The sequence below is a fragment of the uncultured Shewanella sp. genome (assembly GCF_947501225.1).
GTDB lineage: Bacteria > Pseudomonadota > Gammaproteobacteria > Enterobacterales > Shewanellaceae > Shewanella.
The window spans coordinates 43419-56682 of sequence record NZ_CANMUW010000007.1; the positions used below are offsets into that span (position 1 = coordinate 43419).

At 48.1% G+C, this 13264-nt stretch carries 10 protein-coding genes; 6 read left to right on the forward strand and 4 right to left on the reverse strand.

The genetic code is table 11. The features are described 5' to 3' along the window. Positions 1-2: 2 nt before the first annotated feature. Together Q1B47_RS11975 and Q1B47_RS11980 are read right to left on the reverse strand one after the other, a co-directional pair. Positions 3-3110 carry a multidrug efflux RND transporter permease subunit gene (locus Q1B47_RS11975; RefSeq protein WP_299793733.1) on the reverse strand — a complete coding sequence of 1036 codons (3108 nt, stop codon included), beginning with the start codon at positions 3108-3110 and terminating at the stop codon, positions 3-5. Next, positions 3110-4222 carry an efflux RND transporter periplasmic adaptor subunit gene (locus tag Q1B47_RS11980; RefSeq protein ID WP_299793736.1) on the reverse strand — a complete coding sequence of 371 codons (1113 nt, stop codon included), beginning with the start codon at positions 4220-4222 and terminating at the stop codon, positions 3110-3112. The genes Q1B47_RS11975 and Q1B47_RS11980 overlap by 1 nt, the downstream gene beginning before the upstream one ends. Before the next feature lie 314 nt (positions 4223-4536). Between Q1B47_RS11980 and Q1B47_RS11985 the strand changes: the two genes are divergently transcribed. The 3 genes from Q1B47_RS11985 to Q1B47_RS11995 all read left to right on the forward strand — a co-directional run bounded on the left by Q1B47_RS11985 (position 4537) and on the right by Q1B47_RS11995 (position 7337). Continuing rightward, positions 4537-4974, forward strand: coding sequence for a GNAT family N-acetyltransferase (locus Q1B47_RS11985; RefSeq protein WP_299793739.1), 438 nt, complete (start codon positions 4537-4539; stop codon positions 4972-4974). Positions 4975-5145: 171 nt separating this feature from the next. Beyond that, a complete protein-coding gene (locus tag Q1B47_RS11990) occupies positions 5146-6156 on the forward strand; it encodes a sulfotransferase (protein ID WP_299793742.1) in 1011 nt (336 codons plus the stop codon). A 65-nt stretch (positions 6157-6221) separates the two neighbouring features. Continuing rightward, positions 6222-7337, forward strand: coding sequence for an aspartyl/asparaginyl beta-hydroxylase domain-containing protein (locus Q1B47_RS11995; RefSeq protein WP_299793745.1), 1116 nt, complete (start codon positions 6222-6224; stop codon positions 7335-7337). Between the two features lie 76 nt (positions 7338-7413). Here the strand turns inward: Q1B47_RS11995 and Q1B47_RS12000 are convergent, their stop codons facing one another. Next, positions 7414-8991: a tetratricopeptide repeat-containing sulfotransferase family protein gene (locus Q1B47_RS12000; protein ID WP_299793748.1), complete on the reverse strand. Its 1578-nt coding sequence runs from the start codon at positions 8989-8991 to the stop codon at positions 7414-7416. Between the two features lie 206 nt (positions 8992-9197). Between Q1B47_RS12000 and Q1B47_RS12005 the strand changes: the two genes are divergently transcribed. Continuing rightward, entirely contained in the window at positions 9198-9677 is a 480-nt protein-coding gene (locus Q1B47_RS12005; protein WP_299793751.1) for an NYN domain-containing protein, read from the forward strand. A gap of 90 nt (positions 9678-9767) precedes the next feature. Next, positions 9768-10247, forward strand: a complete 480-nt coding sequence (locus Q1B47_RS12010) for an aminoacyl-tRNA deacylase (RefSeq protein ID WP_299793754.1) — start codon at positions 9768-9770, stop codon at positions 10245-10247. Positions 10248-10544: 297 nt separating this feature from the next. Here the strand turns inward: Q1B47_RS12010 and Q1B47_RS12015 are convergent, their stop codons facing one another. Continuing rightward, the gene (locus Q1B47_RS12015) at positions 10545-11699 is read right to left on the reverse strand and encodes a porin (protein ID WP_299793757.1); all 1155 of its coding nucleotides are present in this window, start codon (positions 11697-11699) and stop codon (positions 10545-10547) included. A 379-nt stretch (positions 11700-12078) separates the two neighbouring features. Between Q1B47_RS12015 and yiaY the strand changes: the two genes are divergently transcribed. Next, positions 12079-13227, forward strand: coding sequence for an L-threonine dehydrogenase (gene yiaY, locus Q1B47_RS12020; protein ID WP_299793760.1), 1149 nt, complete (start codon positions 12079-12081; stop codon positions 13225-13227). Positions 13228-13264: the final 37 nt, after the last annotated feature.

Genomic DNA, 13264 nt, shown 5'->3' on the forward strand with positions numbered 1-13264 from the left:
GCTTATTTCATCTCGGCTAGCCTCTGAGCATCTAATGCACTGTTAAGCTTATCTTCGACGAATCCAGGTGAGTGGGTCGCGCCCGATATCAGGCGGTACATGGCAGGTATCACCAGCAGGGTAACAAAAGTCGCAAACGCCATGCCGAAGAAGACCACGGTACCCACAGCGATACGACTCTCCGAACCTGCTCCGGTCGACATGATCAAAGGCACGGCCCCTATCAGGGTGGTGAATGCCGTCATCAGGATAGGGCGTAACCTGCGGGCCGAGGCATCAATAATCGCCTGCTCAAGCTCTATACCTCTGTCTCTGAGCTGATTGGCAAACTCGACTATCAGAATGCCATTCTTGGTCACCATACCGATCAACATGATCATCCCTATCTGACTATAGATATTGAGGCCCTGACCGGTTAAGAAGAGTCCGAGAAAACCACCGAAGACTCCCATAGGCACGGTAAACATCACCACCATAGGGTTAATGAAGCTCTCGAACTGCGCCGCTAACACCAGATATGCCACCAGCAGGGCCAGACCAAAGACCATCAGCACGCTGCTCTGATTCTCTTTAAAGTCCTTCGATTCACCGGTATAGCTCACCGAAATATCGCTGGGTAATATCTCAATAGCTGTCGCATCGAGAAAATCCAATGCCTCGCCTAAGGTATAGCCTTCGCCTAAGTTGGCTTTAAGGGTGATCGATTTCTGCTTATTGGTGTGGCTGAGCTTATGGGCAGAAGCCACCTCTTCGATATGGGTTATCGAGTCTAAGGTGATCAACTCCCCCGCAGCCGAGCGCATATAGATCTGACTGAGATCCGCCATGCTGTTGAAACTGTTCTCATCGCCTCTGAGGTAGACGTCATACTCCTCACCACGCTCGATAAAGGTAGTTTCACTGCGCCCCCCAAGCATCACCTCCAGAGTCTCCGACACCTCTGAGACACTGATCCCAAGCTCGGCCGCACGCTCCCTGTCGACACTCACCACCAGCTCGGGCGTAGTCTCGGCATAATCGAGATCCGCGCCTTCCAGCATAGGGCTGTGTATCGCCTCCTCCTGCAGAACCTGAGCCCACTTGAAAAGTTCCTCATAGTCGGAGCCGCCAATCACAAATTGTACCGGCTCGCTGGATTGTCCCCTGAACCCCGGCAACATAGGGCGCACCATCACATCTGGGATCCCCTGCAGCGCCCCGGATACGACTCCAAGCGCCTGCTGAGCAGTAATATCCCGCTCCTCCCAGTCTTCGAGCTGCATGATCACAAAGCCGGTCTGATCCCCCGCTCGACCGCCGAAAGCCGGGGCCTGTACGCTGAAGGACTTGATCACCCCCTTGCCCAGCAAGGGCATCAGCCTCTGCTCGACAATATCCATGTTGGCGGTCATTCGGTTATAGCTGGTACCCTCGGCTCCCTTAACGAAGGCGAAGATAACTCCCCTGTCCTCCTGCGGTGCCAGCTGTGAAGGCACACTTTGCAACAAGAGGCCACTGCCGACAATACAGAGCACTATCACCACTGGGGCGGCGAAGCGGAAACCTACGGCTTTGGCCACTAACACCCTATAAACCCGCTCAAGCCGACTGAAGAGATCATCCACCCAAAGATTGAATCTGTTGGGCTTAACATTAGCCTTAAGGATCTTACTTCCAAGAACCGGCGTCAGCGTTAGCGCGACTACCGATGAGAAGATCACCGACATCGCCAACATGACCGAAAACTCGGTAAACAAGCGGCCCACCATCCCCTCCATAAATGAGATAGGAAGAAACACCATCACCAGCACCGCAGTAGTCGCAACGACGGCGAAACCCACTTCACGGGTGCCCTTGTATGCAGCCAGCAATGGCTCCTCACCTTTCTCAATATGATGAAAAATATTCTCAACTACCACGATCGCATCATCGACTACCAGGCCAATAGAAAGGATCAAAGCCATCAGGGTCAAGAGGTTAATGGAGAAACCGAAGAAGTTCGCTGCGATAAAGGCGGAGATCAAGGATACCGGCACAGTCACCGCCGGAATAAGCGTCGCACGTGCCTGACCGATAAAGATATAGAGGACTAATACCACAAGTCCCCCTGTGATAAACAGGGTGTTATAAACTTCTGTGATCGAGCGGTCGATAAATACCGTCGAGTCGTAATCGACCACAAGCTGAGTTCCCTCCGGGAGGAACTGCTGGATCCTTTCAACCTCTATATGAGCGGCTTTCGCCACCTCAAGCGGATTGGCATCGGACTGGGCAACGATTCCCAGGCTCAGATTCGGTACACCATCACTCTTAAAGGTCGAGTTTTCATTTTCGGCGCCGATAAACACCGAGGCCACATCTTTAAGGTAAACCGGCGTGCCATCGCTGGCGGTGCGCACCACCAGATAGTCGAAGTCTTCAGGGTGATAGTAGAGGCGTGCGGTTCTCACCGTCATCACTGTGGTGTCATTACGCACCTCACCGCCCGGAGTTTCAACATTCTCTTGTTTCAAACTGGCGATGATATCGGCGGTGGTGACATTACGTCCCGCCATCAACTCAGGCTTTAGCTGAACATACATCACCTTATACAGGCCACCAGAGATGCTGACGGAGCTGACACCAGTGATCAGACTAAACCTGTCCTCTAATACCCGCTGTGCATAATCGGTGAGCTGAGTTCTGTCCATCACGGAGGAGCTTAGGTTGATATAGACCGAAGGCTCTCCGGATCCGTTATCTTTGGATACTATGGGGTCATTCGCCTCGTCCGGCAGACGGCGCTGAGCACGGGCCACAGCATCGCGAACGTCACTCACACCTTCGGTCAGATCCCAGTCAAGATCGAAGGTGATGGTGATACGTGACATGCCATTTCGGGTCACCGAGGTGATCTCATCGATACCACTGATTCCGGTGAGCTCATCTTCGAGCGCCGTGGTGATCTGACTCTCCATGATGGTCGCCGAGGCCCCCTCATAGGTGGTCATGACCGTGACAACCGGATTTTCAACATCCGGCATCTCACGCACGGCTAGCTTTGAAAATGATACAGCCCCAAACACACAAAGGAGCAGGCTTAATACAATCGCGACAACCGGGCGTTTAACCGAGATATCTGAAATCAGCATTAACCTCTGTCTCCCGCAATCTGATTTAACTCATTTTCGACAGAGGCGAGTTTCTCGCTGAGATCGTCGACCAAAAGACCATCGCGCATGTTGACCAGCCCCTGAACGACGATACGTTCTCCCACATCGACGCCGTCTGTGATCAGTACCTCATCCTGAATTCGGGCCCCCAATGTGACTTGAGTTCGCCTGGCGAGATTATCCGCCCCAACCACATAAACGAAGCGCTTGGTACCCGAATACTCGATGGCCTGCACCGGAATAACGGGTTCAGATATGGCGGGAAAACCGAGACTGGCCGACATCAACATGCCAGGTTTGAGTTTATGGCCTTGGTTATGACTTTGATTCTTAAAACTCACCCTCACCTTTAAGTTCAGGGTTTCGGAGTTGATACGCGGATCGATAGCCACTAACTCTCCGGTAAAGACTTCACCGGGCCAGGCACGATTGGTCGCCGTGACTGTCATCCCCGGGCTCAGCATAGAGAGGTAGCTTTCCGGCACCTGAAGGTCGAGTCTCATCGATGACAGGTCATCGAGTGACAATAACTCACTGCCCGCGGTAACCATTTTGCCTAAACTGAAATCCAGCAGACCCGCGGTGCCTGAAAAGGGGGCCTTAATATAGTGAAAGTCGAGCTCGGCCTGGGCCTGAGCCAAGCGAGCCTTTGCTATATTGACACTGGCTTGCTGCGCATCGATCTCTGTTTGCGTGATAGCGCTTTGGCGGATAAGTTTCTGAAACTCTTTTAGCTTACGCTCTTCATCGAAAAGATATGCCTTAGCCTCGGCTACACCGGCCTGAGGTTTGGCATCTTCAAGTTGAACAAGTAGCTGCCCCGCCCTGATCTCCTGGTTGGCTTTAACATTGATTACTTTAATCTTGCCGGCCACCTCTGGAGCGATATATACCGACTTGTCTGCCTCTAACTTTCCTATCAAGGCAATTTTTTGAGAAAGCATATGTTGATCGACCACGCCGGTCACCACAGGCACCACCCGGGGCGCTCTGGATGCTTTATCACCAGGCCTCTTCGCCTGTGTATAACTGCTGAATGAGACAATCGCTGCGACTATCAGGATAGGGAGTAATATCAGGCTTTTGTTCATCGAATATTTCTTTTAGTGCTGATTTTAATAGTTGCCACCATTTTAAAGATAAATCAGGCTTTGTAGGGTAAAGCTATGTAAAGCAGCGCAAATGAGAAGATGATTTTGACGGAAATCTTGTAACAACCCATTACAGGCAACAGGCTGAAAACCTTCTGCTTACCCCAAGGCATCAACACGATCCCCTTGGTAACAAACCTCGCAGTCTCCGAGCCGTTACCTTGCCACTACAAATTCTCAGCGATAATAAATTTTATAGTAAAAATCTGCTAATCTTCCCGGTTGAAGAGCCACTCTAATGATGAGTATCGATATTGGATATTTGCTGGTTAGACACAGACAACAGACGCGAGGCATCAATATTTTACCGCCGATACCTCCCCTACGCCCGATTAGGCAGAAAAGAGAGGGTCGGAGTACTCTATCTCCAGGGCGAACCGGGGGAGAGGTTAATCGTTGCTGCAGTCAGGTTAAGACCGATAGGTACATTAACGCTGCTAACCGGCATGCTGGTACACCCCGACTATAGAGAGCGTGGCTTAGCCCATCAGATGCTAAGTTCGCTAATGAACACGCTTGAAACCAACCGCACATTTCTCTTCTCACTCCCCGAGCTGACCGACTTTTATCAGCAGCACCAATTTGTTCAAACTGAAGATGTACCTAATGATATTTGGCAACTGTTTTTAAAGTATCGAGGCCAGGGAAAGGAGCTGGTCTTAATGAAGTTCAACGGTGCAATAAAGAGATGAGATTCAACAATGTTGACGAGCCGCAAATTGTTAACAGCTTTACAACCCAAGGTTAATGATTGGTTGTCGATGGTGGTAAAGTTAAAGTAAACTGCTTTCAGAAAACAACGAGTTAGCTAGCCAGTCTAAACAAGCTAATCCAGACCCATAACATTTCGAAGGTGTTTAATCTTGAATTCTCAATGCTTTGACCGTCCTATCATCATCTTGTCAGCGCCGCGTTCAGGCAGCACCCTACTGTTCGAAATTCTTTCTAAGAGTCAATCACTGTGGACTATCGGAGGCGAGAGTCACGCCATTATCGAGGGCAACAGATCGCTTAATATCACTTCGCGAAACTTCGACTCTAACGCCTTAAACGAGAGCGACTGGAATAGTGAGCTGCACCACTCTCTTCGTCAGAAATTTAAAGAACAGTTACGTAACACAGATGGTATCCCCTATAAAGAGTCGGATGGTCCTGTCAGATTTCTTGAAAAAACCCCAAAAAACAGCCTTAGGGTTGATTTTCTCAATAAGGTTTTCCCGGACGCGCTATTTATCTACCTCGTCAGGGAGCCTAAGGAGAATATCAGCAGCGTAATGCAGGCTTGGAGATCCGGACGATTCCGCACCTACCCTATGCTCCCCGGGTGGGGTGGTGATTGGTCGCTCCTGTTGCCACCCAAATGGAGAGAGTTAAAAGGAAAACCGCTTGAAGATGTGGCAGCGTTTCAATGGATGCAAGCCAATGAGTCAATTATGAACTCTCTCTCTAAGCTCCCCGATGAAAGATGGCATCTGCTCTCCTACAGGGATCTGGTCGACTCCCCCTATGAAACGATCGCATCGTTGACGACATTCTGCCAAATCCCCTTCGACGATGCTCTAAAACGGCTCTGCAATGATGCACTCCCACATTCCAGATATACCGTTTCCCCTCCGGCAGCAAACAAGTGGCTGCACAATTACGCTGCCATAAAAAATATATGGCCTGATCTGCAACCTTGTATAGAAATGATAAATAGCCGGTTAACTCAATTCGGCCTTCCTCATATCGACAAAGCTTGGCCGGATAACCTGAGGCCTTCTGAATCAGTAACCAGTGCAGCCACCGTCTCGTCTTCAGGCATATCGAGAAACGCCCCCTGCCCCTGTGGCTCACAAAAGCGATTCAAACATTGTCACGGTCTGGCCCGGTAATAGTAGTTAAGTAATATCGACCGAGACACAGATAATAAGAAGTCATCACCAAATAGGATGCCGAAATGCAGCTGGAAAATGAGTTTTACAAATTACCTTTAACCTTCGATATTGAGCAACTTGAGAGAGAGGTTCTCCAGTTTGAAGAAAACGAATGGGCCCCTCACCATGAGCATTTCAAAGGGAACTCAGCGATCCCGTTAATCTCCGTTGCAGGCGGTTTCAATAATGAGTTTAAGGGAGAGATGAATCAGACCCCTGCGTTGAAGCGCTGCTCATATATTCAGCAGGCTATCGCCTCCTTCGGCGAAGTGATTGGACGCTCAAGGTTGATGCGGTTAGCCCCCGGCTGTGAGGTCCCCCTACACAGTGACATCAATTATCATTGGCATAAACGTGTCCGGGTGCACATTCCAATTATCACTGACGAAAATGTCATCTTCCATTGCGGAGATAAGCAGGTCCATATGGCCGCAGGAGAGTGCTGGATCTTCGACTCATGGAAGCACCACAAGGTAGTCAATGAGAGCGATTGTCTAAGGGTGCACCTGGTTGTAGACTTGATTGGCTCCAGTCGATTCTGGGCCATGATCCGGGAGCGCTCTATCCCATCAGGCTCTGTGACTGGTCCCTCAGTGCCATCCAAATTTTTGACCTTCAGTGATAGCAACGCCTCACAGATAATAACCGAAAAGTTCAATTTCCCAGTCATAATGTTACCGAGCGAAATAGAAAGCTTAACGAATGAGCTGACAGAGCAGATCAGAGGTTACAAGCAAAATAATAATGACGCTGCACAAGAATTTATCCAAATAATTAAAGACTTTAGTCTCGACTGGCAAGAGATATGGTCTCAATTTGAGACGACTAAGGCAGGTTGGCCCCTGTACCATCAATTGAGACAAGGCACACTGGAGCGGGCTTCAGTCCTTGAAAACCGCGTTCTGGTCGATGAGCAGACCTCGGCCATGAAAGTCTTGATTCACCTTATTGTCGCCCCCTCTATGAACACAGAGCTTGCCGAGTCGACTCCCCCCACGGCCCCTCGCACAATCCTCCCCGGTGCAGAACAGAAAACTGAGATTAATAGAGAGAAACCGCTGAAGGCCATGAGCAGGAACAGTCCCTGCCATTGTGGTTCAGGCGAAAAGTTCAAACACTGCCATGGAAGGGTGAGTTAACTAATATCTATCAATCATGAGTCACTGCTGCAAAGCTTGCTTGCCCTAAACCCGCAGCAGTGTTATCGATATGCCGTTAAGTTAAAAATTCAGCTCTTACTTTGTCGGCAATGCCTACGAGTTGTCGATGACTCCCCCCCATAAAAGGCTGATACTTCTGGCTCTGACCTATGGCCTTGGGGTTCATCGGCTGTCTGACTTGACTGGCACTCGGGGTCAACACGGTTCTTTTCGATTGGTAAAATGTCAAACACTGCTCTTCGAAGCCTAAGCCGCAATAACTAAGCAGCTCAGCGATCTCCTCATCCGGCGACTGAACCAGACGCTCAAAGCTAAGATGATATATCTCTTGCGAGTATATTCCTGACCAATGTTTCATCAACTCAAGATAGCTCTGCCAGTAAGTGACAATATTATCGAGGGAGTAGGAGTAGTCATGACCACGGCTAAAGTGCTGTTTAAACACCCCCATCGCATTGTCATTAGCATCCCTGATCACATTGATAATTTTGGCGTTGGGAAAGAGCGCCTTGATTAAACCAATGTGCAAAAAGTTATTCGGGTTCTTATCGATGAAGTACTCAGGCTCACTTTCAAAATATTTTGAAACCTGATCTAAATATTGCCCTCTTAAACGCTTAGCCTTCTCTTCAGACAGATTCGTGAGCCACTTAGCATAGCCGCCTGACATATCTAGCTCCAGAGCCAGACGCTCGATATAGGGCAGCTCATCGGTAGCTTCAACCTGAGAGTGGCTCGCTAGGATCTGCTCGGTGAGCGTCGTGCCTGATCTTGGCATACCAACGATAAAGATAGGTGTTTGTGAATTTTCCTGTAGTTGATGCTGGTTAATCTTAACCGGCTTACACCCAAGCAGGGAGTCAATAATTTGCTTAAAGGGTCCGGCCTTGAAGGGACGAAGCTCCTGCATCAAGCTATTGGCTTCTTTAATTACGGCGAAGGAGTGCTCATAATCACCTCTTTGCTCCAATACCCGGCTATAAGCAAACAGGAACAGCGAGCGATTCGCATTGGAATACTGCTCAGACTCCAAGTGGCTCTGCAGTAGCTCGGCATCTGATTCAGAAAATGAGTAGTTTTTAAGATCTGCCAGGCTCCAGTAACCTACGGCCTGGTGCTGTTCTCCGGCCTCTATATAGCTGTGATAAAGCTCGGCGGCTTTTACTGTATCCCCCTTGGCTTTATATACATGCCCCAGATTAAGCAGGGCTGCCGGTTCTTCTACGCCATTAGCTATACAGGCTTGAAAGGCAACTTCCGCCTCATCCATCAACCCTATCTTGCTCGCAGTAATGCCAAGCTTAAACCTATTGCAGTTATTGCCAGGCTGCAGTTTAACCAAGATGACTAAGTATCGATAAGCACTGAAGAAGTCCTCTCGTCTTTCCGCTACGGCTAAGAGGCCCGATAAGGCCTGCGTCTCTTCGGGTGCAAGAGAGATAACAATAGAAAAGAGCCTATGGGCCTCTTTGTGATCATTACTACTCAGCGCAAGCTGACCCAAAATAGTCAGTGCATCGACCTGCTGAGGATTGCGGCGAATCACCTTTCTTGCATAGATACCGGCAGATGAAAATTTTTGTTCGGCAAAGAAAGCCTTTGCATCATTGAGATAGCGCTCTTCTCTGTTCAATTCCAGTTCCCTTTTCTTATTATTTTCTTCAAGGTTCGGTATGAATCACCATACCAAGATAGCAATCCGTGACCTTACCAGCAGCAAACTGCGTCTCTTTAGTCAGAAAGATGTTATTGGCTTGTTTAAATTCTGGCTTGCCTTGTCATTATAAGCATAATGAAGTAGAAATATAATCCGACTTAACTTTCAGCTCCACTGCCCTGATGACGACTAAGAAAATTGCTATATTTGTCGATGTTCAAAATATCTATTACACCTGCCGTCAAGCCTTCGGTCGACAGTTCAACTATAGAAAGCTGTGGCAACAACTCACAAATGAGGGACAGATAACTTCGGCGACGGCTTACGCCATTCACAGGGGAGATGATGGGCAGCTTAAGTTCCAGGATGCCCTGAAACATATTGGCTTCGATGTGAAGTTAAAGCCCTTCATACAGAGAAGTGATGGAAGTGCCAAAGGCGACTGGGATGTGGGTATAACCATAGATATCCTGGAGACAGCCAATGAGGTCGATAGCGTTATCCTACTCTCCGGCGATGGTGATTTCGACCTGCTGATGCAGAAGATCTATAAAAAATATGGTACCGACACTCAAGTCTACGGGGTCCCCTCCCTGACGGCAAAATCACTCATAGACTCGGTATGTCAATACCATGAGATCGATGAATCACTCCTGCTCTGAAAGACTCTACAGCAGTTAATATATTTGAGGGTCGACGAGAGAGAGAGCGACTATAATTGAAATGTCATATTGTCTTTTTGAGGTAACATCATGACTATTTCAACACGTTTGAATACCTATCTGAACGATAACAAGGTCGAATATAACCTTGTGGCTCATCCCCACAGCTTTAATTCACTGAGCTCAGCGATCGCCGCACATATATCTCCGGCGCAGGTTGCCAAGGCTGTAATTCTGGAAGATCACGAAGGCAGAAAAATGATGGCCGTATTACCGGCGGATCATAAGATCAACCTGGGAGCGCTCAGCGAGAAGCTAAACCGGGATTTTCACCTGATAAAAGAGCAGGCTGTCTATAAAATGTTTAATGATTGCGAAAATGGCGCGATTCCTCCAATTGGTGATGTCTACAATATGGACGCCGTTTATGATGATCTCTTAGTTGAATCAAAGGATCTATATTTAGAGGCGGGGGATCATAGCAGCTTTATCCATATTGAAAGAAAGGACTTCGTTAAGCTGATCAAAGATGCCAAACATCTCAGATTCAGCCACCTGACCATTCATTAGTCAGGCAGATATACGGGCAGGCAATAGGGCAATGGAGCCTATGGACACTCCCCATAGGCTCTGGACCAGACAAAAGCCCTTAAATAAGTCCTCAAATCAGCCCATCCAGTGAGTTCAATATCTGCGGGCTTAAACAGCGGCTATTTAACTCATAGGTGAGTGCGTTTGGAGCAAAACTGCCGAGCCACAAAAGAGTTGTTGTATTATCACGTCTTTCCCTCAGCAGTAATGTTCTCGGTTCTTATGAATAACAAGGAGGCTCAAATTGACACCTCCCAACTCCTCCCATCATTCGGGTCAATATTGCCACTCTTTAGCAAAATCATACCTGAAGCCTACTACCCACGATGAGAAGTCATCGAAATAGTCCATATCACGATAAAGGTATTCTATATGGAAACGTAGATTATCGTCCGGCAACCACTCAAATGTGGTGTTGAAACCATCAAACTTGCGACTCACCAAGCGGCCATGTCCGTCGTCAAACTCGAAATAGCCTAACTTAATCTTAAATTGCTCACCCAAAGGATAAGCCGCCGCCAGGTCTAAGGTGTGACCATCACGATCGTGAGGCAGCAGATCTCTTTTATAGGTCCGTTCCTGATAGGCAGCCGCCAGATATAAGCCATTTTCGAAACCATGAGCCAGCGAGGCGGCCCACACCTCATCCTCGCCAGTGGTTAGGTCTGCATCCACACTATCCTCAACCAGATAGCTAACGGCCCCATGGAAGCTCCCATGATCGAACCCGACCCCCAGGTTGACCAGGTCGGCATCATCGCTGCCACCTCCCCCGTCAAACTGACCGGCGGCTAGCCAACTGAATTTACCGGTTTGCAGGCGATAGCTAAGCATGTTGTCGACAAAGAAGACGCTCTCGGCATCATAGGCAAACGGACTATTGGCATGATTGAAAATATCCACATATTCGGCGATCAGAAGATATTGAGGTGGTCTGTCTTTACCAATCCCTACCTTGCCAAAGGGACTGGATACGGCGGCATAGGCCTTTCTCGCTTTACCAAAGTCACCACTATTTGAAAGGTCTATGCTCCACTCTCCGTGTAACTCGGCTACCCAGCCTGGCATAAACTCATTGGTGGCCCTGAGCCCTGCCCGCGACAGTGCGTCACGAACATCATAAAAAGAGTCTCCGTCCTCATCTATGTGACCAATGGTCGGTCTCATTGTCGCGTAGGCGCTAATTGTATTGTTAGTTTTCTCAGCAGTGGAGGTTTGGATTGGCTCAGCGACAGGAACCGTCACGACTTGAGCATGCTGTTTCTGCGTCTCCTGCTTCTGGGCCTCCTCTAACAGCTGTACCTGTTTCTGAAGCTTCTCAATTTGAAGCTTCAATGACTCAAGTGATATTTCGGACTCTGCAGCCGTGACACCAAAGACACCTCCACAGATAGATAAAGTGATCAGGTTTGCGATTAATTTTTTTCGCATAATCTTTTCCCGGGATAACTAGCGGTAGAAAAAGTATAGACCATTCTTTTTAAAGAGAAGATTTAGATGGAATACCCGGGTCATAGACAAAATTAGTCACTTTGATGCTAACTGAGAGGAAATGGCCACTGTTTTCCACTAACCTAAGGATAAGATTGATAATTATCAAACAAGCAAATCAACCTTCCATAATTCCGACAGTTAATTCCGCCACATTGGTCATAAATTTACAGATTTAGTAGTACAGATCTAACTTTGGGCCAACTTCCATACTATTACGGCGACTTTTTAGAGAATGATCACACCTTTGGCATATCAAGGTTGGTACTTTAGTTACCAGAATATAACAACTTTAAACTTTAAGCATAAAGGTGATTTTATGGCTGCTAAATTTTTTATCCCGTCAGTCAACGTGTTAGGACAAAACGCTGTTGATGATGCTATCGGTGATATCAAGACATTAGGCTTCAAAAGAGCATTAATTGTTACAGACAAACCACTTGTAGAGATTGGTCTTGTTGCACAAGTCGCAGATAAATTAGGCTCTGCCGATATCGAAGTTACTGTCTTCGATGGCGTACAGCCAAACCCAACGGTTGGTAATGTCGAAGCGGGTCTGGAGTTACTCAAAGCTAACGATTGTGATTTCGTTGTATCTCTTGGTGGCGGCTCTCCCCATGATTGCGCTAAAGGTATCGCCTTAGTCGCAACCAATGGTGGCAGCATCAAAGATTACGAAGGTCTTGATGTATCAACTAAACCTCAGCTTCCACTTGTAGCAATCAACACAACAGCCGGTACTGCCAGCGAAATGACACGTTTCTGTATCATCACCGATGAGCAGCGTCATATTAAGATGGCGATTGTCGATAAGCACACTACGCCAATTCTGTCTGTAAATGACCCTGAGTTGATGCTGGCAAAACCTGCCGGTCTGACGGCAGCTACTGGTATGGATGCATTGACTCACGCAGTTGAAGCTTATGTGTCTATCGCAGCTAACCCGATCACGGATGCCTGTGCTATCAAGGCTATCGAGCTTATCAAGGCAAACTTAGTTGAAGCTGTAGATAACGGTCAAAGTATCGATGCACGTGATCAGATGGCTTACGCACAATTCCTTGCAGGTATGGCATTCAATAACGCAAGCTTAGGTTATGTTCATGCTATGGCGCACCAACTCGGTGGCTTCTACGATCTTCCACACGGTGTATGTAACGCTCTGCTATTACCACACGTTCAAGAGTACAACGCACAGGTTGCTGCACCACGTCTGAAAGATGTTGCAAAGGCTATGGGCGTTGACGTATCTGCGATGGACGACGCTCAGGGTGCTAAAGCTGCAATCGAGGCCATCAAGGAGTTAGCGTTAGCCGTTAAGATCCCTGAAAACCTGACTAAATTGGGTGTGAAGGCAGAAGATATTCCAACACTTGCCGACAATGCTCTTAAAGATGCTTGTGGTTTCACCAACCCTAAGCAAGCGACACACGAAGAGATCTGCCAGATCTTTACTAACGCTTTATAACGCACTCTCTGCGCCAACCCTGTAGGCGCAGAATAGC